This window comes from Sphaerisporangium sp. NPDC049002, assembly GCF_040649355.1.
Classification (GTDB): domain Bacteria; phylum Actinomycetota; class Actinomycetes; order Streptosporangiales; family Streptosporangiaceae; genus Sphaerisporangium.
The window spans coordinates 1-22,079 of the sequence record NZ_JBEZFH010000122.1 but is presented as its reverse complement, the minus strand read 5'-3'; the positions used below and the strand labels follow the sequence as shown (position 1 = coordinate 22,079).

General features: G+C 69.8%; 17 protein-coding genes and 1 pseudogene. 5 read left to right on the top strand and 13 right to left on the bottom strand.

Annotated elements, in window-relative coordinates; all coding sequences use genetic code 11:
* Both AB0B89_RS22905 and AB0B89_RS22900 read right to left on the bottom strand, forming a co-directional pair.
* Positions 1-862 (bottom strand): annotated as a pseudogene (locus AB0B89_RS22905) (hypothetical protein); the annotation flags it as partial.
* A 266-nt stretch (positions 863-1,128) separates the two neighbouring features.
* A complete protein-coding gene (locus AB0B89_RS22900) occupies positions 1,129-1,332 on the bottom strand; it encodes a hypothetical protein (protein WP_358556239.1) in 204 nt (67 codons plus the stop codon).
* Positions 1,333-1,626: 294 nt separating this feature from the next.
* Here AB0B89_RS22900 and AB0B89_RS22895 point away from each other — a divergent pair, with 294 nt between their 5' ends.
* The 5 genes from AB0B89_RS22895 (at position 1,627) to fabG (ending at position 10,749) form a co-directional block, all read left to right on the top strand.
* Complete coding sequence (locus AB0B89_RS22895; protein ID WP_358556237.1) at positions 1,627-4,746, top strand: tetratricopeptide repeat protein; 3,120 nt, start codon at positions 1,627-1,629, stop codon at positions 4,744-4,746.
* Positions 4,747-5,398: 652 nt separating this feature from the next.
* Complete coding sequence (locus AB0B89_RS22890; RefSeq protein ID WP_358556234.1) at positions 5,399-7,699, top strand: NB-ARC domain-containing protein; 2,301 nt, start codon at positions 5,399-5,401, stop codon at positions 7,697-7,699.
* Positions 7,700-7,792: 93 nt separating this feature from the next.
* Positions 7,793-8,203 (top strand): hypothetical protein, encoded by a 411-nt coding sequence (locus AB0B89_RS22885; RefSeq protein WP_358556231.1) that lies wholly within the window; start codon positions 7,793-7,795, stop codon positions 8,201-8,203.
* A 78-nt stretch (positions 8,204-8,281) separates the two neighbouring features.
* Complete coding sequence (locus tag AB0B89_RS22880; RefSeq protein ID WP_358556229.1) at positions 8,282-9,655, top strand: NADP-dependent succinic semialdehyde dehydrogenase; 1,374 nt, start codon at positions 8,282-8,284, stop codon at positions 9,653-9,655.
* A 335-nt stretch (positions 9,656-9,990) separates the two neighbouring features.
* Complete coding sequence (gene fabG / locus AB0B89_RS22875; RefSeq protein WP_358556226.1) at positions 9,991-10,749, top strand: 3-oxoacyl-ACP reductase FabG; 759 nt, start codon at positions 9,991-9,993, stop codon at positions 10,747-10,749.
* Positions 10,750-10,775: 26 nt separating this feature from the next.
* Here fabG and AB0B89_RS22870 read toward each other — a convergent pair whose 3' ends face one another.
* From AB0B89_RS22870 to AB0B89_RS22820, 11 genes are all read right to left on the bottom strand, one after another.
* The gene (locus tag AB0B89_RS22870) at positions 10,776-11,516 is read right to left on the bottom strand and encodes an anti-sigma factor antagonist (protein WP_358556223.1); all 741 of its coding nucleotides are present in this window, start codon (positions 11,514-11,516) and stop codon (positions 10,776-10,778) included.
* 288 nt (positions 11,517-11,804) lie between these two features.
* Positions 11,805-12,683: a carbohydrate ABC transporter permease gene (locus AB0B89_RS22865; protein WP_358556220.1), complete on the bottom strand. Its 879-nt coding sequence runs from the start codon at positions 12,681-12,683 to the stop codon at positions 11,805-11,807.
* A complete protein-coding gene (locus AB0B89_RS22860) occupies positions 12,680-13,609 on the bottom strand; it encodes a sugar ABC transporter permease (protein ID WP_358556217.1) in 930 nt (309 codons plus the stop codon). The genes AB0B89_RS22865 and AB0B89_RS22860 overlap by 4 nt, the downstream gene beginning before the upstream one ends.
* Positions 13,591-14,976 carry an extracellular solute-binding protein gene (locus AB0B89_RS22855; RefSeq protein WP_358556214.1) on the bottom strand — a complete coding sequence of 462 codons (1,386 nt, stop codon included), beginning with the start codon at positions 14,974-14,976 and terminating at the stop codon, positions 13,591-13,593. The genes AB0B89_RS22860 and AB0B89_RS22855 overlap by 19 nt, the downstream gene beginning before the upstream one ends.
* A gap of 178 nt (positions 14,977-15,154) precedes the next feature.
* Positions 15,155-16,165: a LacI family DNA-binding transcriptional regulator gene (locus AB0B89_RS22850; protein WP_358556211.1), complete on the bottom strand. Its 1,011-nt coding sequence runs from the start codon at positions 16,163-16,165 to the stop codon at positions 15,155-15,157.
* A 183-nt stretch (positions 16,166-16,348) separates the two neighbouring features.
* Positions 16,349-16,975 (bottom strand): response regulator transcription factor, encoded by a 627-nt coding sequence (locus AB0B89_RS22845; RefSeq protein ID WP_358556242.1) that lies wholly within the window; start codon positions 16,973-16,975, stop codon positions 16,349-16,351.
* A 13-nt stretch (positions 16,976-16,988) separates the two neighbouring features.
* Entirely contained in the window at positions 16,989-18,242 is a 1,254-nt protein-coding gene (locus AB0B89_RS22840) for a sensor histidine kinase (RefSeq protein WP_358556208.1), read from the bottom strand.
* Positions 18,239-18,961 (bottom strand): ABC transporter permease, encoded by a 723-nt coding sequence (locus AB0B89_RS22835; RefSeq protein WP_358556205.1) that lies wholly within the window; start codon positions 18,959-18,961, stop codon positions 18,239-18,241. The genes AB0B89_RS22840 and AB0B89_RS22835 overlap by 4 nt, the downstream gene beginning before the upstream one ends.
* Positions 18,958-19,674 (bottom strand): ABC transporter ATP-binding protein, encoded by a 717-nt coding sequence (locus tag AB0B89_RS22830; protein ID WP_358556202.1) that lies wholly within the window; start codon positions 19,672-19,674, stop codon positions 18,958-18,960. Before AB0B89_RS22830 ends, AB0B89_RS22835 begins: the two co-directional genes overlap by 4 nt.
* Before the next feature lie 341 nt (positions 19,675-20,015).
* On the bottom strand, positions 20,016-21,062 hold the full coding sequence (locus AB0B89_RS22825; protein ID WP_358556199.1) for a zinc-dependent alcohol dehydrogenase family protein: 1,047 nt from the start codon (positions 21,060-21,062) through the stop codon (positions 20,016-20,018).
* A gap of 83 nt (positions 21,063-21,145) precedes the next feature.
* A partial coding sequence (locus tag AB0B89_RS22820) for an MFS transporter (protein WP_358556196.1) occupies positions 21,146-22,079 on the bottom strand: 934 nt, incomplete at its 5' end.

Sequence of the window (22,079 nt, the reverse complement as noted above, 5' to 3'; positions counted from 1 at the left end):
CGGTGGTCTTCCAGGCATGCGGCGAGCGCGATCTGCTGGTGCCGGGTCGGGCGCAGCAGGAACTTGTACGACCTACCGCCACCAACGCCGCCCGCCAGCCCTCCTCGGGGGGGAGCAGAGCGACACCCGACCGCGTACAGGTGGCGAACCAGGACCTCACCTGTTGCGCTCCGTGAGCGACCCAAATGTTGGGGTGAAGGATCAGGGCTATCCGGAACTCCTCGGAAGGGAGCTCGGCCGAGAGCCGGAGCGGCAGGTCGGGATGCCGCGACAGCAGGGATCCCGCCCCGTAGTGGGACGACACGACGACGACCTTCTGCGCAGGTCCCGCGCCCAGGGCGTTCCGGTACGCCGTGCGCTGCGCGCGGCTTGCCACGAGCCGGTCGAAGCACGGGTCTCCGGCGATGACTGTCGCGGGGAGCGCGTCCGGACACTGGCTCGCCAGCAGCCGGCGGTGGTCCACGTGGCCAAGCATGATCGCGGAAGGGACGACGCGCCCATGCAAGGTCAGCGCCTGAAAACCGAGCCCGGTCACCGCGCGGGACGCGGGCGGTCCGTGTCCTTCTCTGCGGCTCACGTACGAGTTCGGCCCGGCACCATGGGAGAGCGTCATGAGGGGCGCGTGAAGCCGTTCCAGCATTCCTTGCCCTGCGGCCACTGCCAGGTCGAATCTCGTCTCCGTCGCCTGTGACCAGGGCATCACCAGCGCGCCTCTAGATTGCAGGAAGTCCTGCGCGCCGCTCGCGAAGCGCGAGGAGGGTGGCACGGTGTACACCACCTGGACGCGCCTGTCCTCCTCGATGAGCGGGACCACGTCCATCAGGCGCGTGGCGGCAGCCAGGTGGTGTACGACGATCGCCACCGTCCGCTCGACGCAATGGGTGTCCGCCTTGGTCGCACCCAGGGAAAACGGTCCTCTGAGTGGACGCTCTCCGCATGTCATGCCTGCCTCCCGTGATGCTCCAGAGCGGTTCGGAGGGAACCGCAGGTCATGAGCCTGCATGGGGATGTTGGATGGTTACATTGCGGATCACTGGATGGTCGGCTTGTGGAGTGACGAAGGGTCGTAACCGTATGAGATCTACGGCTACGACCCAGATGCGCATATAACGCAGTGTTGCTATATGACTACGCCTCGTTGGCTATGTACGTCCAAACCGTCGCCTTGCCCTCCTTCCGAAGGAAAATCATGAAGATGTCCTTGCTGTAAGCCTCTTCCTGGACCACTGCGGAAATCGCCGTGGGCGTGCGAACTGTGCTGGCGTCGGCGAGACGGGTCGGTCCCGCGAACATTGCCGCAGCGGCAATCATGGCCGTCAACGGGTCGGACATATCAGCTGTGCTCCCTAGATATATGTGCAAGACCCATCCGTAGATGCGGTCATAGGGCAGTGGAAGCTGCTCGATGCAGCATATATGCCCAGCTCCGGACGTAGTGGTCTTTTTGGGTCCCGACATAACCCTGGATTTTCCGGACATAAAGTGAAATTCGCCTAATATATGGACCTATCACCGTATGTATCGGTTCGGTAATAGAAGTCAGCCATGGAAGCGGAGGGTGAAATATGAGATTGTCTCGCTATAGCTAAATCCGGAGTGTGGGGGTTTGTGCCGGAGGGGGCGAAGTTGGATATCAGAATGCTGGGCAGCGGGGTCGGACTCGCCCTGAGCGCGCAGGGGATGGAACCCCTGCCCGTCCCTCCCAAGGAGCAGCTTGCCCTCTCGGTCCTGTTGCTCTCGCCGAACCGGCCCGTCGCGGTCGACGTCATCATCGATCACCTCTGGGGCGAGCGACCCCCGCCCAAGGCGCGAAAGGATCTCGCGAGCTACATGTCGCGCGTCCGGCGGCGGTTGCGGGACGCCGTAGGGGACCGCGCCCGGATCGTGGCCCGGGGCTGTACCTACACGCTCACGGTGGACCCCAACACGATCGATCTTGAACGGTTCCGGCTCCTGCGACGGCAGGCGACGGCGGTGGCGGAGAGCGGTGACCCCGAACACGCGGTCCGGCTGCTCCAGGACGCCGAGGAGCTGTGGCCGGGAGAGGCTCTGTCCGGTCTGCCGGGGGACTGGGCGCGCCGAATGGGCGAGGTCCTCGCGGAGGAGAGGATGAACGCGCAGCGGGAGCGCATCGACTTGGAGCTACGGCTGGGACGCCACCCACAGGTCCTGGAGGAGCTGTATCGGCTCGTCGCGCTTCATCCCGCCGACGAAGCCCTTGCCGCCCAGCTCATGACCGCCCTGTATCGGAGCGACAGGCGGACCGACGCGCTCAACCTCTACCGGCGGGTTTACACGCACCTCAGGGAGCTGTCGGCCACCGAGCCCGGCCAGGCCCTGCGCGAGCTGCACCAGCGTGTCCTCCAAGGGGACTCCGAGCTCGCGGTCACCCCTGTCTATCGCCGTGGCGGGACCGTTCCACAACCCAATACGGTCCCGTGCGACATTCCCCACTTCACCGGCCGCGAGCGGGAGATCGAGTCAATCAGCGCGCTGCGCCGTGAGCGGGACGGCAATCTCGTCGTGGCCATCCAGGGAATGCCGGGTGTGGGCAAATCCGCCTTGGCGGTACACGTCGCGCACCGGCTCGCGGCACGCTATCCAGACGCCTGTCTCCATCTGGATCTGAGGGCGCACGATCCCGTCCGTCCTCACCTGGACGCCGCGGCTGCACTGTCCATGCTTCTTCGAATGCTCGGTATCCCGCCTGCTCGCATCCCCCAGGAGCTGGGGAAGCGTTCGGCCATGTGGCGGGCCGAGCTGGCCTATCGGCGCGCGATCGTCATCCTCGACGACGCGCTGGGACCCGACCAGGTGAAGCCTCTCCTCGGTGGATCGTCGGCCGGTCTCGTGATCATCACGACGCGCGCTCGCTTCGATGGCACGCCCGGTGTGCGATGCGTCTCACTCGGCGTGCTTCCACCCGGTGAAGCCGCCGAACTCGCCACCCGGCTCGCGGACGACGATCCGGACCCTGGTGTGATCGACGAGGTGGTCCGGCTGTGCGGCGGTCTGCCGCTCGCGATCACCCTGAGGGCCGGCCGTACGCGGATCTCCCAGCGCGATGGATTGACGGGCATGCTTGGCGGGGTCCATCGCGCCCAGAAGACCGCAGGTGGCGTCCATCGTGAGATCGACTCTGCGTTCGAGCTCTCGTATCGAGACCTCACCAAGGAGGAGCAACTCGCCTTCCGGCGACTCGGCCTGTGCCCATGCCGCGATGTCACGGCAGCGGTCGCCGCCGAGCTGTGCGACACCACGCCGACCCGGGCTCAGACCATGATCGATGTGCTTCTCCGGCACCATCTGCTCCAACGGACGGCGCCTGGTCGTTACCAGTTCCACGATCTCATCCGTGTCTATGCGCACGACCGCGCACGGCGTGAGGATCCTGAGCGGGAGAACCGTCGCGCGATCACACGGCTTCTCGACCATTATCTGCGGACAGCGGAGGCGGCGGCTCAAGCGGTCCGCCTGGCTCAGGGATGTTCCGGGGCCGCAGCGGGTCAGGAGGCGGCGTCCGCCGCGGCGGACGGCAGGCAGTGGCTGGGCGAGGAGTGGGGCACCGTTCTGCAGCTCGCGCAGTACGCGGCTGATCACGAGTGGAAGGCTCACTGTGCCGGCTTCATGCGTGTGATGGCAGAGTTCCTCGACACGGAGGGACACTGGGAGGACGCAGCGGCGGGGCATGGCGTGGCCCTTCGCGCGTGCCGTGAGATCGGTGACTCGCGAGGAGCCGCCCAAGCCTCTCTGGACCTGGGATTCGTGAGCTTCAGAACGGGACGGCACAATGACGCCCTGATCCACACGGAGAACGCGTTGTCGCTGTACAGGTCCATCGCCGACAAGCACGCCGAGGCCAGGTGCCTGGACCAGATAGGCGTGGTCTGCTGGGCGTCCGCCTGCTACCGGGAGGCTCTCGCGCACTACGAGGAGGCTCAGGCGATCTACCGGTCGGTCGACGACGTGAAAGGTGAGGCGGACGTCCTGGGTCACAGTGGCATCGTCCATTGGCACCTGGGGCGCTACCAAGATTCACTCGATCTTCTCGCCCGCGCGCTCGCGGCCTATCGAAGCATCGGACACCGGCGGGGCGAGGCCAAGGCGCTCAACAACATGGGTGACGTCCACAAGCACCGCGGGTACCACAGAGACGCGATCCAGCTCTACCAGCAGTCCCTGGAGATCTTCGACCAGATCACCGGGCGGCAGAACCACGCGATACTCCACAACAACCTGGGAAACGTCCACCAGTACAAAGGGCAGTTCGCTGCCGCGCTTGAGTGCTATCGCACGGCTATGGCCACGTTCCAGGAAACCGGTGATCGCAGAAACCAGGCTGACATCTTCAACAGCATCGGCACCACCTATCTGCTCATGGGCGGCGTCGACGAATCCCTCATCCACTTCCAGAAGGCCAGGAAACTCGCTGAGGAGATCAAGGACTCCTACCAGAACGTGCGCGCCCTCGTGGGGATCGCCGATGTTCACGGCTCCGCCGGTCGATACACATCGGCTCTGGACATCTGCCGTCAAGCCATTACGATCGCCCGCTCGATCGGTGATCTTTATCTTGAGGCTCAGGCCCACAAGCGTATGGCCGACACGTTCTTCTATCTTGACGGTCCAGAGGCGGCGAGGATCTCCTGGCGTCAGGCCCATACCCTGCTGAAACAGCTTGATCTCCCAGAAGCCGAGGACCTGAATATACGGCTACAGGCTTTGGGCGGCGTGGCCTTCTTGTGAACGTACCTCGTCACGTCTCCGGATGGTCGCCGGCCCCGGGAGGCGGAGGGGGTGGCGCGGTCACGGTCGAAGAATCAACGGTAATAGGCCCGCTGAAATCTCCACCCTGGAAAAGGGGGCCATGTACGGAGCCGCTGACGGTGTTTCGTACGGTGGTCGCCTTCGGCGTGTGTGGCACGGCTTCGGGTAGGGGCGCGGCCGTCTGCGCTCGATATGTGAGCACGACTCCGTAGGCAGAAAGTGCCAGGCCGATCACTCCTACGAACGCGCTCAGCACGCTGGCGAGTTTGTCGGCGTCGTCCAGGCCGATCAAAGGGAAATAAACTCCCAGACCCACGAGGACCAGCCCTGCGAGAACCACCGCGGACCGGGCGAGCACCGGCCTTCGCGAACGCTTCATTGGGTGATTGTGACGCGTCGCCAAAGGCTCGTACAGACCTCGGAAAGGTCACCCCCGAGCCGCCTGTCCCAGACGCTGCTCCGGCGAGTGAGCGAAGCTCACACCCGGACGCCCTGCCTCGGGCGGACGGCGGATGTCGGATGGGCGTGGCATGTCGCGATCTATCCAGAACGGCGGGGCTGACTTACCATTGCGGAGCATCTGGAGCCGAGGTGACGTGGGGCGGCGAGGGATGTGCCTGCTGGGGCACACGTGGGCAACCTGCCCGCCGAGTTGACGAGCTTTGTAGGGCGACAGCGCGAGGCCGCTGAGGTCGTGCGGATGCTGGGGGAGTCGCGTCTGGCCACACTCACGGGGGTAGGCGGGGTCGGCAAGACGCGCCTTGCGGTGCATGTCGCGCGCGATCTGCGGTCGCGGTTCCCTGACGGGGTCTGGTTCGTGGAGCTGTCGTCGCTGCGCGATCCGGCGCTGCTCGGGCATGCCGTCAGTTCGGTGCTGCGGGTCGCCCACCAGGCCGGTCGACCGCAGATGGCGGTCCTCGTGGAGTTCCTCGCCGGGCGGCGCTCGCTGATCGTGCTGGACACGTGCGAGCACCTCGTGCACGGCTGCGCCGAGATGGTGGACACGCTGCTGCGGGCCGCGCCCGGCCTGCGGATCCTGGTGACCAGCCGGTGCCTCCTGGGGCTGCCCGCCGAGGCGGGCTTCCAGGTCGAGCCGCTGCCCATCGAAGGCCGGTACCGCGCGGCGGTGCCCGAGGCGGAGCTCGTAGGCCCAGCGAGCGGGCGTTCGACGCCGGATGACCTGGTCACGCGCCCAGTGAGCGGGGGTTCGACGCCGGATGACCTGGTCACGCGCCCAGTGAGCGGGGGTTCGACGCCGGATGACCTGGTCACGCTCTCAGCCAGCGGGGGTTCGACGCCGGATGGCCTGGTCGCGTCCTCGGCGAGTGTGGGCGCGGTGCCGGGTGGCGCGGTCGCGTTGTTCGCCGATCGGGCGGCCTCGCATGTGCCCGGTTTCGTCGCGACGCCGGAGGTGGCGCTGCTGTGCCAGCGGCTCGACGGCATCCCGCTGGCGATCGAGCTGGCGGCCGTACGGCTGCGCACGCTGTCCGTCGAGCAGATCATGGGCCGCATCGACGACCGTTTCGACCTGCTGTCGAGCGAGAGCCGTATGGGGCCGCCGCGCCATCAGGCCCTGCGCACGGCGATCGGGTGGAGTCACGAGCTGTGCGAGCCGTTGGAGCGCCTGCTCTGGGCCCGCCTGTCGGTCTTCGCGGCGGACTTCGACCTGGAAGCGGCGCAGGCCATCTGCGCCGACCCCGGCACCGGCTCGGAAACAGGACTACACCGCGAGCAGGTGGAAGAAGTTCTCGTCGCGCTGGTGGAGAAGTCGATCCTGCGGCGCGTCGACACCGGAAGGGCGATCCGGTTCCGGATGCTGGACACGCTCAGGGAGTACGGCGCCGAGTGGCTGCGCGAGCTCGGGGAGCACGCCCAGGCGCGACGACGTCACCGTGACCACTACCTGGGCCTGGCCCGGCGGTTCGACGAGGACTGGTTCGGCCCCGACCAGGTCGCATGGTACGTCCGCATGAACAGCGAGCTGCCTAACCTCCGCTCCGCGCTCGACTTCTGCCTCACCGACCCCGCGGAGCACGCCGTGGGCCTCGACCTGGCCGGCAGGCTCGCCTACTTCTGGATGGCGTGCGGCTTCATCTCCGAGGGCCGCCACTACCTCCAGCGGGCGCTCTCGCTGAGCCAGGCCCCGGGTACGAGCCTGTCGCGGGCGCTGTGGGCCTGCGCGTGGCTGGCCGATTTCCAGGGAGACCTCGACGAGGCCAACGACCTCGCCACCGAGTGCCTGGCGCAGTCCTTCTCCCAGAGCGATCTCGCGGCGGCCGGGTGGGGCACGGTCTGCTGCGCGAACACCGGCCTCCACTGGGGGTACGTCTCCGAGGCGCTGGCCATGTACGAGCGTGCGCGCGAGACGCACGAGGACGGCGGCGACCGGGGCGCCGGCCTCGCGTACGCGCTGACGGGCCAGGCGTACGCGCTGACCCGCCTCGGCAGGCCCGAGCAGGCGTTGTCGTGCCTGCGGCGGCAGAGGACGCTGTGCGGCTCGCGTGGCGACATCTGGTTGCACTCCTCCGGAGACTGGGTCCGCAGCCTCATCGAGCTCGACCGCAGGGACTTCCCGACGGCCGACAGGTTCGCCCGCACGTCGCTGCGCGCCAAGTACCTGCTGCACGACAGCCTCGGGATGGTCATGGCGCTGGCGAGCATGGCCCGCTCGGCGGTGGGCCTCGGCGACATGGAACGGTCGGCCCGGCTGCTCGGCGTCGGCGACCTCGTCGAGCGCGCCTTCGGCCTGTGGCTCGGCCCCTCGGAGCCGGACGGGCCGCGCGAGGAGGCCGAGTGGCGGGCCAGGGCGGTGCTCGGGGACCGGGCGTTCGACACGGCGTACGCGCGGGGCCGTGAACTCGACGTCGAGAGCGCTCTGGCCTACGCGCTCAAGGACGACGGCGTCACCGGGAGCCCGTACCAGGAGGTCTGAACGGCGGCGGGCCGTCAGTGGGCGCCCCGGTGGCGGGGAAACCTGAGCCAAAGCTTGTGTTGACAAAGATGCCAAAAATGACATTATTCAGCCATGCGTCAGGAAGCCGAGCGGCTGCTGCAGATCCAGGATGACTTCGAGCGCTTTCGCGCCGCCACGCGCATGCTGGTGGATCTCGATGACCTGATCCTGGAAATCTCCCGTATCAGGAACGAGAGCGCGTCGCGGATGCAGATCCTCGCGGTCACGCCCCCCACGCGTTCCGACGACGCCTTGCCCGACGACGCCCGCGCCGTCCTGGAGTGCATCCGGCGGACGGGCGCGCAGCGTTTCCGGCGGCGTGACGTGTTCCGCCGCCTCGCGCGCCGCTTCAAGACCGTCGCGGCCATGGTGCCGGCGCTCGATCTGCTGGAGGCCGCCGGCTACATCCGCAAGATCGAGCCCAGCACCGAGCCGGCCCAGCCCGGACGGCGGCGCTCGCCGGAGTACGAGGTCCGCCACTAGACGCGGGCCTCCCCCCGCCCGTCCCACGGCAGGTGGGGCGGATACTGGGGAGCGAGAGCCAGGTTCCGGGGGGTACTGATGGCGATCGCGACGATCAACCCGGCGACGGGTGAGACCCTGAAGACGTTCGAGCCGCTGGACGAGCACCAGGTGGAGGAGCGGCTCGTGCTCGCCGCCGCGGCGTTCGAGACATACCGGACCAGCGACTTCAAGCAGCGGGCAGAGTGGATGCTGAGCGCCGCCGGGCTGATGGAGGCGGAGCAGGACCACGTCGCCCGGCTGATGACCATCGAGATGGGTAAGACGGTGGCCTCCGCGCGGGCCGAGGTGGCCAAGTGCGTCGGTGGCATGCGGTTCTACGCCGAGCGCGCCGAGGAGTTCCTGGCCGACGAGCCGTCCGACCCGGCCGCCGTGGGCGCCCGGCGGGCGTACGTGCGGTACCGGCCGCTCGGGCCGGTGCTCGCGGTCATGCCGTGGAACTTCCCCTGCTGGCAGGTGATCCGGTTCGCCGCGCCCGCCCTGATGGCGGGCAACGTCGGGTTGCTGAAGCACGCGTCGAACGTGCCGCAGGTCGCGCTCTACCTCGGCGAGCTGTTCGCCCGTGCCGGGTTCCCCGACGGCTGCTTCCAGACCCTGCTGATCGGGTCGGACGGGGTCGAACGGGTGCTCCGCGACGACCGGGTGGTGGCGGCGACCCTCACCGGCTCGGAGGCGGCGGGCCGTTCGGTCGCCTCGATCGCGGGCGGCGAGGTCAAGAAGACGGTGCTGGAGCTCGGCGGCTCCGACCCCTATGTCGTCATGCCGTCCGCCGATATCGCCAGGGCGGCGGAGACGGCGGTGACCGCGCGCGTGCAGAACAACGGCCAGTCGTGCATCGCCGCGAAGCGGTTCATCGTCCACGCCGAGGTGTACGACGACTTCACCGGCCGGTTCGTGTCGCGGATGCAGTCGCTGCGGCTGGGGGACCCCATGGACGAGAGCACCGACGTCGGTCCCCTCGCCACGCAGCAGGGGCGGGACGACCTGGAGAAGCTGGTCGCCGAGGCGGTCGGCCGGGGCGCCCGGGTGCTTTGCGGGGGAGTGACCCCGTCGCGGACCGGGTGGTTCTTCGAGCCGACGGTGATCACCGACGTCACCCCCGGCATGAGGATGTTCGGCGAGGAGGTGTTCGGCCCGGTGGCGCAGTTGTACCGGGTGGAGGACATCGACGAGGCGATGGCGCTGGCCAACGCCACCGCGTTCGGGCTTGGGGCGAACGCCTGGACCACCGACCCGGAGGAGCAGGAGCGCTTCGCCGACGAACTGGAGGCCGGTCTGGTGTTCGTCAACGGCATGGTCACCTCCTATCCGGAGCTCCCGTTCGGCGGCGTCAGGCGTTCCGGGTACGGCCGCGAGCTGGCCGCGAACGGCATCCGCGAGTTCTGCGACATCAAGACCGTCTGGATCGGCTGACCCTCCGCTCCCGCGACCTCACGATCGCCTGGATCGGTGGAGCACCGGCGTCCGGGAGATCACGGTCGTACGGATCGGCGGAGCACCCGCGTCCGCGGGATCACGGTCGTCCGGATCGGCGGAGCACCCGCGTCCGCGGGATCACGGTCGTCCGGATCACCTGAGCCCGCCGCCGGATCGCGGGCCGTCCCGCCGGTACGCCCGGCGGCCGCGGACGCTTGGATGATCTAATCTCCGGGACGACGAGCGAAGGGCGGTGCCTGGGTGGAGGGCTACGGCGGGATCGGCGATCGGGTGGCGGGTGCGCGCGATCAGGGGGACGCGGCCGCCACCGGGTGCCTCAGGTGATCGGCGGCGGGCTGGTGCCGGGCCGTACGGCCCTGGTCACCGGGGCCGGGCAGGGCATCGGGCTGGCCATCGCCCGCATCCTGCACGAGCACGGGGCCAGGGTCGTGGTGACCGATCAGGACGCCGCGCTGGCCGCGACGGCCGCCGAACGGCTCGGAGGCGGTGAGCCGGTGTCCTCGATCGGATGCGACGTCACCGACGAGGAGGCGGTCACGGCCGCCGTGGACCACGCGGTCGAACGCTTCGGCACCCTCGACATCCTGGTCAACAACGCCGGGATCACCAGGGACGCCACCCTGCGCAAGATGACGCTCGCCGACTTCGAGGCGGTCGTGGACGTCCATCTGAAAGGGACGTGGCTGGGGGTGCGGGCGGCTGCGGAGGTCATGCGCGCCGCCGGTTCCGGCTCGATCATCAATATCTCCTCCCTGTCTGGAAAGTCGGGAAATTTCGGGCAGACGAACTACAGCGCGGCCAAGGCGGGCATCATCGGGCTCACCAAGGCCGCCGCCAAGGAACTGGCCCCACGCGGAGTCCGGGTCAACGCCGTGCAGCCCGGGCTCATCCGCACGGCGATGACCGGGGCCATGCCCCCCGACGTGTTCGCCGCCAGGGAGGCCGACATCCCGATGAAGCGGGCGGGCGAGCCGCACGAGGTGGCGGGCGCCGTGCTCTTCCTCGCCTCGGACCTGTCGAGCTACATGACCGGCACGGTCCTGGAGGTCGGCGGCGGCCGCCTGATGTAGGCGCGAGCCGGTTCTTCCCGAAGCGGTCAGGGTGCCGGGGTCGCCGGGCCGGGGGGCAGGTCGTTGCCCGGGGTGGTGTCCGGCGTTTCCAGGACGGTGGGTGGGTCCTGGGCGGCCGGCGCGGTTTCCAAGGGGTCAATAGTGATGAGCGGGTCCAAAGGGGAGATCGCGCCCCCGGATGGTTCAAGGACCGAGGACGTGGCACCGGATGGTTCAAGGATGGAGGGAGTGCCCGCCGGCGCTCCCAGCGGGGAGGATGTGGTCGTTCGCGGGTCCAGGATGGAGGGAAGCGCTGCCGGGGGTTCCAATATCGAGGTGGCGGCCGGCGATTCGAGGCCGGAGGGCGCGACCGGCGGAGGATCGAGGATCGAAGGCTCCGTGAGCGGCGGTTCCATGGTGGAGGACGCCCGCCGCAGGGCCTCCTCGACGGTGTCGTAGGAGTCGAAGGCGTTGTGCAGCCCGGTGATGGTCAGCACGCGGAGCAGCGTGCCCTGCAGGCCGCTGACCATCAGGGTGTGACCGGTGTTCTGGCTGCGCCGCAGGGTGGCGATCAGCTCACTCAGGCCCACGGAGTCGCAGAAGGTGACCTCGGCAAGGTCGAGGACGATCGCGGATATGCCCGGCATGTCCCAAATGGCGCTAAGTTCGCTCCGCAGGAGCGGGGCGGCACGATAGTCCAGCTCTCCTCGAACCTGGACGACGACCGCGCTTTCCCGTACGCCGCAGGAGACGGTGAGTCCCTGTTGCGGGTCGGCTCCAAACTGCATGATCAGCTCCTTCGGCCTGCGGGTGTCAGGGCAGGCATGACTCCCTTCCTACCAGTTCCGGCGCGTGCCTAACGCCGCCCGAGCCCCCGGATACGACCTGTGACACCCGGGCCACCGGCTCCGGGACGTCCGGACCCGTGGCGGCGCGCGGCTCCATCGCTGATCCGGCCGTGGTGCCGCCGCCCTCTCGCCGCGGGGAGCCGAAACCTCGCCAGGGGAAGCCGAGACGCGAAAGTGGCCGAGGTCGCGCTCGCGGCCGATGGCGCGAGATGGACGAGCAGCCGGACCTCAGTCCTTGACGGCGCCCGCGAGCCCGGTGACGAAGTACCTCTGAAGCGCGAGGAACAGCAGGATCACCGGGACGACGATGATGAGCGACCCGGCCATGATCTCGTTGTACTGCGGCACGTTGCCCGAGGCCAGCGATTCGAGAGCCAGTGGAAGGGTGTACTGGGCGTCGTCGTTGAGCGACACCCGCGTCAGCACGTACTCGTTCCAGGTCGGGACGGCGCTGAGCACGGCGACGGTGATCAGCGTCGGGCGGCTCAGCGGGAGGTACACCCGCCAGAAGATGCGCGCCTCGCCCGCACCGTCGACGCGGGCGGCGTCGCGGAGCTCCCCCGGGATGGCGCGGAAGGCGTTCGTCAGCATGAGCACCGTCAGCGGCGCCATCCCGTTGACGAACGGCAGGACGAGCCCGAGGTGGCTGCCGAGGACGCCGAGCCTGTCCTCAAGGATCACCACGGGGAGCAGCACGGTGATCCCGGGCACGAACAGCAGGGCCACGAAGAACCAGAAGAGGAAGCGGCGCCCGGGGAAGTCCAGCACGGCGAAGGCGTACGAGGCGAGGCTGTAGATCGCGAGCACGCCGAGCACGGTCAGCCCGGTGACCTTCAGGCTGTTCACGAAGTAGTCGAGGAAGTGCAGTCTGCTCCAGGTCTGCAGGAGCGTGTCCCAGGTTGGCCGGTCCGGTATGAGATGGCCACCGGCGAGGATCTCGGTGCGGTCCTTGAACGCCCCGGAGGCCATCCAGAGGAAGGGATAGAGGCTGACGGCCGCGTAGAGCGCCAGCGCGAGGTAGGCGACGGCCCTGACGACGCCCGTGCGCCGTGCCGGGCCCGAGCGTCCGTACGCGGCATGACGGCGGGACGCGGCGGAAGCGGTCACCGGTTGCTCCTCAGCATGCGGCCGTTGGCGAGAGTCAGCACCAGGGCGGCGATGAAGATCATCCACCCGAGCGCGCTGGCCAGCCCCAGCGTGGGCGACAGGCCCTTGAAGAAGGCCAGGTGGTACGCCTGGAGTCCCACAACGTCGGTGTGCCCGGCGGGACCGCCGTCGGTCATGACGCGGAAGATCTGGAACCCCTGCAGGGAGTCGCGCAGCCCGAGCAGCAGGATCGCCGTGGTGATCGGCCGCAGCAGGGGCCACACGATGTGCCGTACGGTCCGCACGCTTCCCGCGCCGTCGATATGCGCGGCCTCCAGGATGCTCGGGTTGATCGACTGAAGTCCGGCGAGGTAGAGGAGCATCGCCACCGGCACGGCGCCCCAGACCATGATCACAATAAGCGTGGGGAGGGCGGTCGAGGGATCGGCGAGGAAGCCCTGCGGCCGGGACAGGCCGCCGAGGCCGAGCGAGCGCAGCAGGAAGTTGATCGGCCCGTCCGGTTCCAGCACGTACCGCCAGGCGTAGTAGACGGCGATTCCCGAGGTCACGTACGGAAGGAAGAAGACCGACCGCAGCGGGCCTCGCAGCCGGCGTACGGAGTTGAGCAGCACGGCGAGCGGCAGCGCGATGGCCACCGTGCCCACCGGTACGGCGATCATGACGGCCAGCGTGTTGAGCGCCGCCCGGTGCAGGTCGGGTGCCAGGGTCGGGTCCCGGAAGAGCAGGTCGGCGTAGTTGCGGAGGCCGACCCATTCCCAGGTGGGGGTGAAGCCGTTCCACTTGGCGAAGCTCAGCGAGACGCCGTAGCCGATGGTGTAGAGCCCCATCAGCAGGAACAGCGCGACGGCGGGCGCCACGAACGCGTACCCGGCGAGCCACCGCCGCCACCGCGCCCGCCCAGGGCCGGCTACGAGGCGGCCTTCCACATGGCGGCGATCACCGCGTCCAGCTGGGCTCCCGTGGCGGCGGGGTCGGCCTCCTTGAGCGGCGACAGCTTCACCAGGGGCGGGCCGACCTTCGCCTCGTCGTACCCCGGCGGGCGGAAGGAGCCGTCCGCGGCGTCGTACGTGCTCTCGGGCGGGCCCGTGAAGTACTTCTGCAACGCGGCCAGATCGGGGCCGAGGAGCTTCTCGGCGTCCGCGCCGAGGTCGGTGGCCGGCAGGTCGAGCGAGGACGTCGCGAAGATGGCAGCGCCCTTCGCCGAGGTGAGGAAGTCCACCCACTTGGCGGCGGCGTCGTGGTTCTCGCTCGTCGAGGTGATGGAGAGGCCGGTCAGCGCGAGCGCCGCCAGGCGCAGGTCGCCGATCTTCCCTCCGCTCGGCGGCGGGATCGGGAAGCTGAGCACGTCCGAGGGCTTCATGCCGTTCTGCGCGAGGAAGGCCAGGGTGAACGTGCCGCCCACGTCGAACGCCGACCTCCCCTGCGCGAACGCGACGTCCGCCTCGTCGATGCCCAGCGCGGTGGCGCCCGGGATCCAGTACGGGGTCAGCTCGCCGTACAGCGAGAGGGTCTTGACCCCGTCGGGCGAGGCGAACCCCTGGGTCGTGCCCTTGCCGAACATGGCGTGGTAGCGGTCCTTGCCCATATACGCGTACGCGAGCTGCGCGTAGATCCAGTTGAAGCCGGTCTGGCTCACCTTCAGCCCGAGGGACAGACCGCCCTGCTTGGGGTCGGCCTTGGTGGTGGCCCGCAAGTAGCCGACGAAGTCCTCCCAGGTCTTGGGAGGGGCGCTCGGATCGAGCCCGGCCGCGGCCATCTTCTTCCGGTTGCCGTAGACGATGCCGAACGTGCCCGCCGTGAAGGGGACGCTGAACAGGCTGCCCACCTTGGCGGGCCTGAGCTCCACCACCTGCCGCTGCCGCTCGGCGGTCACCAGGCCGGTCTCCCGGGTGCTCGGCAGGAAGCGGTCGAGCGAGGCGGCGGGGAAGTCGCCGGTCAGGTCCGCGAGGAGCCCCGAGCCGCCGATGCGGAAGTCCTCGCCGCCCGCGTGCACTTCGAGGACGTCGGGGAGGTCCTTGGTCTGCGCCGCGCTCTGGATCTTGGCCGTGAACGCGTCGTCCGGCGTGATGGCCTCGACCTTGACGGCGACGCCGGTCTGCCGGGTGAACTCCGCGGCGGCCTTCTCCAGCGCGGCCACGTGCGTGCGCTTGAACGTCCACATGCGCAGGGACGTCCCGCCGGATCCGGAAGCGCCGTCGCCGCCCGAGCCGGAGCACGCGGCCGAGCCGAGGGCCAGGAGCAGGGCGGTGACGGTCGCCGCCGCCTTCCGATGGAGGGGTCTCGGCCATGCCATGGGAACCTCCGGTTCCGGCGCGCGCGGCAGCGTTCGCCGTGCCCCGTCCGGCGGCGGAACCGCAGGACATGGGCTAGCAAATCGTTAAGACTGACCATGAAAATACGCCTGGGACAATCGATGTCAATGGGGCGTCCACATCCCGGGTCACAGAATGTGAAATCGCCCGGTGAGCTACCTAGGCGGACTGGCGGCGTACGAGCCGGGCAGGGACGATCGTCTCGCTGGGCGGGCCGGTCATCGTGCCGGAGAGCCGGTCGAGGAGGACCCGGCCGCACTCCTGCCCTATCTTCCTCGCGGGGTTGGCCATGGTCGTGAGCCGCGGCGAGACCAGCGTCGCCGCCTCGATGTCGTCGAACCCCATGATGGCGAGGTCGCCGGGCACGTCCAGGCGGCTCCGGCGGGCCGCGTCCAGCGCGCCGATGGCCATGACGTCGTTGGCGCAGATCACGGCGCGCGGCGGCCGCGGCAGGCCGAGCAGCCGCAGGGTGCCCGCCATGCCTCCCGCGCGGCTGAACCGCGTGTGCACGATCAGGTCGGGGTCCGGCGTGATGCCCCGCTCGGCGAGCGCGCCGAGGTAGCCGGCCACCCGCTCGGCCGCGGGGCCCTGGGCGTCCGGGCCGCAGACGAACCCGACGCGCCCGTAGCCTCGGTCGAGCAGGTAGCGGGTGGCCTCGGCGGCCCCGCCCTCGTCGTCGCTGTGCACGAGGTCCACACCGTGCTGGACGAGCCGGCCGCCGAGGCGTACCACCGGGATGCCGAGGTCGCTGGCGGGCAGCAGGTCCTCGGCATGCGTGTGGAAGACCGCGAAGGCGATGCCGTCGACCTGCCGGGCGATCATCTGCTCCAGGGCCGACCGCTCCAGATCGCGGTCGCCGTCGGTGTTGGCGATGATCTCGTGGTAGCCCGACGGCCCGAGGATGTCCTGCAGCCCGCGCGCGAGCATGGGATAGAACGGGTTGGTGATGTCCGGGATGATCAGCCCGATCGCCTGGCTCCTGCTGGTGCGCAAGCCCCGTGCCAGCACGTTCGGGCGGTAGCCGAGCTCCTCGATGGCGTCGAGCACGCGCTTGCGGGTCGCCTCCGAGACCGGCCGCCGCCCGTTGAGCGTGTGTGAGACGGTCGTCGCGCTCACGCCCGCGAGCTCCGCGACCCTGCCGATGCTGGGCCGATGGCCGCCTGAGGGCACCAGAGACCTCCTTCACCGGCCTCCTGGCAGGCCGGCGGTGCGGACGGTGACCGTGTCACCGGAGGGACGGCTCTCGCCGCTTCCCCGCCGGGGCCCGGCTTCGCCGCAGCCGGAGTCACCCCGGGATCGTACCTCGCGGACGTGGGATCGCCCCCGCATGGTAGGCGAGACCGGGCGGCCGGATCAGGTGTCGGCGGCGGGTTTGAGCAGACCGGTCTCGTACGCCGCCGCGACCGCGGCCGCGCGGTCGTTCACCTCCAGCTTGGCGAAGATGTGCAGCAGATGCGTCTTCACCGTCGCCTCGGTGATGAACAGTTTCGCCGCGACCTCACGATTGGTCGCGCCACGGGCGATGAGCCCGAGCACCTCGAACTCCCGCCGGCTCAACGTCCGCTGTTCAGGAGCGTGTGCCCTGTTCGTCATCACGCCGGCCACGGACGGAGACAGCACCGTCTCGCCCCGGGCCGCCGCCTGTACGGCCCGGCGCAGATCGGCGCGTGGGGTGTCCTTGAGCAGATAGCCGGTCGCGCCCTGCTCGATTGCGGGCAGGACGTCGGCGTCGTCGTCGAAGGTGGTCAGGACCAGCACGTGGATGCCCGGCTTCTGCTCGCGTAGCCGGCGGATGAGCTCCGCGCCGCTCATCTTCGGCATGCGCAGGTCCATGAGCACGACATCGGGGTCGGCACGCATGGCCACGACGAGTGCTTCCGGCCCGTCGGCCGCCTCGCCGACGACCTCGAAGTCATCGTCGCCGGTGAAGATCCCGAGAAGCCCATCGCGGACGACGGGATGGTCATCCACGATGATCATACGAATCGGCACGTCACAATGGCTTTCTGGAGTGGTCGGACGATCCCGGGTCTTCCGAGCCGCTGGGGATGGCCGGAACGGTGGCGGAGATCCCCGTCCCCTGCCCAGGGGCCGTCTCGATGGCGAAGTTCCCGGCCAGCCGGGTGACGCGCTGGCGCATCGCGATGAGGCCGAAGCCCCCCGCGTCTGAGGAGCGCGCCGCCTCAGGGGTGAAGCCGGAGCCGTCGTCACGCACGTCCAGGGCCACCACATCCTCCATGTACGACAGGGTGAGGGCGACCCGGGTGGCGGAGGCGTGCTTGCCGACGTTGGCCAGCGCCTCCTGCGCCACCCGCAGCAAGGTGATCTCCACCTCCACGTGCAGCGGCCGAGGGTCGCCGGTGGCCGACACGGAGGCGGCCACACCCGTGTCCCGCGACCATCTCGCCGCGATGTCGTGAAGGGCGGCTGGGAGCTGGGCCTCGTCCAGCGGCGCCGGACGCAGTGCCTGGACCGATCGGCGGGCTTCGCCCAGGCTCTCCCTGGCCAGGGCGCGCACCGTGTTCAGGCGCGAGCGGGCGGCGGTCGAGTCGTCGATCACCGTGTCGGCGGCCTCAAGCTGGGTGAGGATGGCGGTCAGGCTCTGGGCGATGGTGTCGTGGATCTCCCTGGCCATCCGCTGCCGCTCCCCGAGCACGCCGGCCTCACGAGCGCTGGTCAGTAGCCGGGCCTGCAGGCTCGCGTTCTCCTCCGCGAGCGCGGCAAGCTTGGCGCCGGTCACCCGCAACTGCGTGATCATGACCTTGCGCTGCTCGTTCTGGTCGGAGACGGCCTGGATGGAAAGCCCGGCCGTGGAGGCGACCAGCACGGCGACGAGGAAGGAGAACAGCATCTCGCCCGGCGCCCGCCCGGGCTCGGCGGGAGCGGTGACCAGCACGGCCGCCGTGGCGGCCACCCCCGCGTACGCCCACCGCCCGGGCAGCAGGGTGAAGGCCTGGATGAAGGCTCCCACCCCCGTCACCATGAACAGCGTGTCGGTCCTGACCAGCGCCCCGATGACGGCCAGCATCACGACGAAGTAGATGATCACTACGATGGGCCGCTCGATCCGGCCGGGGTGCGACGTGACCAGGAACCAGTGCCAGGCCCCGGCGAGCGACGCCAGGGCCAGCACCTCCGGCCTCCAGTCGCGCAGCAGGGAGAAGACCGCCGGCAGCAGGACGAACACGTACGGCAGAGCGGGCCAGGCGCGGTCCCAGCGCGAGACGCCGGTGTCGGCGGTGATCACCACCGGAACGCTTTGACGGCGACGCCACCGGCGATGACGAATGTCACTGCCATGACGATCATGGTAGCCGGGGAGATCGCGTTGCCCTCCCAGCCGTCGCGGAACGCCTGGACCACCGGAGCCATGGGGGTCAGGTCGCCGATGGCACGCATCGAGCCGGGTGCGATCTCGCGGGGGATCATGGTGCCGGAGACGAAGACCATCGGAAAGAAGACGCTCAGCCCGATCACCGTCGCACCTCGTCCGGTGGGCACGAGCGCTCCGATGAGCAGGCCGATGGCGCCGAGGCTCAGCGCGCCGAGCACCCACGCCAGCAGGACGCCCGCCGCGTCGGACGGTGCCGCCAGCCCGAAGAGGGCCAGACCGAGGGCGATCAACAGCGCCGTCCCGGCCACAGCCAGCAGCATGTGAGCGGCCCACTGGGCGGCGAGCAGCATGATGGGCGAGGCGGGGGTCGCGCGCAGCCGCTTCAGAATCCGCCGTTCTCTGTACTGGGCGAGCGTGGACGGGAGGATGACCAGCGCGGCCAGACCGATGACGAAGGTGCTCAGCATCGGCACCATGGCGTCGATGACAGGCAGCCCGCCCGGCAGGGGTTTGCCGGTGCGCATCTTGACCCACAGTATGACCGCGGGGAAGGCCAGGGCGAAGAACGCCGACATCGGATCACGCATGATCAGTCTGAGCTCGGCCGTGATGGCGCGCGTGACGCCTTTCATGCCATTTCCCTTCCGGTGAGGGCGAGGTACGCGCCGTCCAGCGAACCGGATCGCCCCTTCGCGATCAGTTCGGGTGGGCTGCCCTCGGCGATGACACGGCCCCGGTCGACGATCGCGATGCGGTCGCACAGCGCCTCGGCCTCGTCCATGAAGTGGGTGACCAGCACGACGGTGACCCCACGCTCGCGCATGGCGCGGATCAGGTCCCAGGTGGTGCGGCGGGCGGCGGGGTCCAGGCCCGTGGTCAGCTCGTCGAGGAAGACGACCTCCGGGTTGCCGACCAGGGCGAGCGCGATGAACAGCCGCTGCTTCCATCCGCCGGACAGGCTCGCGAAGCCGGCGCGCCGCTTGTCCGTCAGCCCCCAATCGTCCATGAGCTCCCGCTGGTCGGCGGGCTTGTCGTAGAAGGAGGCGTACATCCGTAACGCCTCACCGACCTTGATCGCGTCGGGCAGGGCCGCCTCCTGCAACTGCACACCGATGCGCTGCAGCAGTCTGCGCCGGTCGCTCTGCGGGTCCAGGCCCAGCACCCGCAGGGTGCCGCCGTCTCGCCGCCGCGACCCCGACGCGCACTCCACGACCGTCGTCTTCCCCGCCCCGTTCGGGCCGGCGATTCCGAAGATCTCGCCTCGCTCCACTTTCAGGGAGACGCCGTCGACCGCCTTGGCACCCCGGTAGCTCTTCGTCAGGTCGTCGATCTCGATGACTGTCATGTTCTGAGGATCACTTGCCGGCGGCGGTCCAGATATCCACCGAACGGTTGATGGGGTCGCTACCGCGCGCGGCGGTCGGCGCGGCGGGCCAGGGCGACGACGGCGCCCGCGCAGAGGAGGAGCGCCACGGCGCCGCCCGGCACGAGGGTCGTGGCGCTCGTACCGGCAGGCAGGGGCGCGGGCCAGTCACCGCGAGGAAGGTCGAGGCCCCTGAACTGGGGGAGCCCGGCGCTGCATCCGCGATGTGGTCGAAAACGAGATCAACGCATGTGTACCGCCCCCGGGACGGCCCACGGTCGGGCTACGGGTGCTACGGGCGGCCAGAGGTGCCCACGGGCGGTCTACGGAAGACCGGGGAGGATCATCGTCACCCCGGGGGTGCCCATGGTCCCCATGGCGGCCAGGGCCTCCGGGACCTCGCCGAGGCCGATCGTGCGGGTGATGAGCAGCTCCGGCCGCAGCGTCCCGCTGGCGATCATCGCGAGCATGGGCGGGTACGCGTGCGCGGCCATGCCGTGGCTGCCGACGATCTCCAGTTCGAGCGAGATGACCCGGTCCATCGGGATGGCCGGATGCCCGGCGACCCGGGGCAGCAGGCCGACCTGTACGTGCCGTCCGCGCCGCCGCAGGCTCTCGATGGCGGCGCCGCAGGTGGCGGCGCTGCCGAGCGCGTCGACGGTGAGATGGGCGCCCCCGCCGGTGATCTCCCGGACGCGCTCGGACCCGTCCGCGGTCTCCACGAAGACGGTTTCCGCGGCACCGAAGCGCGCCGCCAGTTCGAGCGCGGTGGGGGAGACGTCGACGGCGACCACCCGGGCGCCGCTCGCGGCGGCGATCATCACCGCCGACAGGCCGACGCCGCCGCACCCGTACACCGCCACCCACTTGCCGGCCGCCACCCGCCCTTGGGAGACGACCGCGCGGAAGGCGGTGGAGAAGCGGCACCCGAGGCTCGCGGCGGTCGGGAAGGACATGGAGCCGGGCAGGCGGACGAGGTTGACGTCGGCGTGCTCGATGGCGACGTACTCGGCGAACGAGCCCCAGTGTGTGAACCCGGGCTGGGTCTGGTTCTCGCAGACCTGCGCGTCGCCGGCCGCGCATGCCGGGCACCGCCCGCAGGCGCAGATGAAGGGGGTGGTCACCCGGTCGCCGGGACGCCACCGCGTCACGTCGCCGCCGACCGCCTCGACGACGCCGGCCAGCTCATGCCCCGGCACATGCGGAAATTTCCGGATATCGGGGTCGTGGCCCATCCAGCCGTGCCAGTCGCTCCGGCACAGTCCCGACGCCTCCACCCGGATCACGGCACCCGCGCGCGGCGGCTCAGGATCGGCCACCTGGCGGACCTCCGGCTGCTCGCCGAACCCGTCGTACCGCACCGCGCGCACCGGCTTCTCCGTCCACCCGACTCCGCCACCGAACGGGACGATTGTCTTCTACCGGACATCCAACCGCAGACCGGGCCCAGCGGTCAGGCGGCCTCGCCCGCGAGGGTCTCCGGGTGGGGGCGGCGGATAGGGGTCAGCAGCCCGGCCATCGCGATCAGGAGGCAGGCGATGCCGATGACCAGGCACGTGGCCGTGACGCCGTACCGCGCCGCACCGGCGGTCAGCAGGGCCGCGCCGACCGGGCCGAGGGCCGAGTGCAGGGTCCAGAACGCCGAGGTGACCCGGCCGAGCAGACGGTCGGGGGTCACCTCCTGCCGCAGGGACATGGAGCAGATGCCGGCGACGCCCGTACAGAACAGCAGGATCGTGGCGAGCGCCGCGACCACCGGCACACCCGTGGCGAGCCCGAGGACCGCGACCGCCACACCCGCTGTCGCGTACGCGCCGATCCAGCAGAGCCCGAAGCCCAGGCGCCTGCGGGCCGGGGCGACCACCACGGCGGCGGCGAGCGTCCCCACGGTCGCGAACGCCAGCACGTACCCCACGCTGCCGTCGGGCTGCCCGAGGTCGTGCTTGAGGTAGTAGACGAGGATGTCAGGCAGGCCGAACGTGAGGAACGTCAGCATCGACAGCAGCACGGTGAGGGACCGCAGCACCGGGTGCGCCCACAGGAACCGGGCACCGGCCGCGAACTCCCGCAAGGCGGCTCGCCGCCCGGAGACCCCCTCGCCCTCCCGCCGCGCCCCCTCGCCGCCCGGAGACGCGCCCGGAGCTGCGCCCGGAGACGCGCCCGGAGCTGCGCCCGGAGCTGCGCCCGGAGACGAGCCCGGAGCGCCGCCCGGAGCGGCGTCGGCGTCCTGAGCGTCGGCTGAAGCGGCGTCTGGGGAGGCGGCCGGGCGGAGCCGGAGCAGGGAGATGCCGAGCGCCGAGAGGGCGAAGCTGCCCGCGTCGATCGCGATCGCCGCCGCCGGTCCCCACAGGCCCGACAGGACGCCCGCGAGCATCGGGCCCCCGACG

Excerpts from the sequence above, each read along its gene's own strand:
- AB0B89_RS22870 (WP_358556223.1), bottom strand. The coding sequence starts at position 11,516 with ATGCAGTTTGGAGCCGACCCGCAACAGGGACTCACCGTCTCCTGCGGC.
- AB0B89_RS22855 (WP_358556214.1), bottom strand. The coding sequence starts at position 14,976 with ATGGCATGGCCGAGACCCCTCCATCGGAAGGCGGCGGCGACCGTCACC.
- AB0B89_RS22900 (WP_358556239.1), bottom strand. The coding sequence starts at position 1,332 with ATGTCCGACCCGTTGACGGCCATGATTGCCGCTGCGGCAATGTTCGCG.
- AB0B89_RS22880 (WP_358556229.1), top strand. The coding sequence starts at position 8,282 with ATGGCGATCGCGACGATCAACCCGGCGACGGGTGAGACCCTGAAGACG.
- AB0B89_RS22830 (WP_358556202.1), bottom strand. The coding sequence starts at position 19,674 with ATGACAGTCATCGAGATCGACGACCTGACGAAGAGCTACCGGGGTGCC.
- AB0B89_RS22845 (WP_358556242.1), bottom strand. The coding sequence starts at position 16,975 with ATGATCATCGTGGATGACCATCCCGTCGTCCGCGATGGGCTTCTCGGG.
- AB0B89_RS22885 (WP_358556231.1), top strand. The coding sequence starts at position 7,793 with ATGCGTCAGGAAGCCGAGCGGCTGCTGCAGATCCAGGATGACTTCGAG.
- AB0B89_RS22835 (WP_358556205.1), bottom strand. The coding sequence starts at position 18,961 with ATGAAAGGCGTCACGCGCGCCATCACGGCCGAGCTCAGACTGATCATG.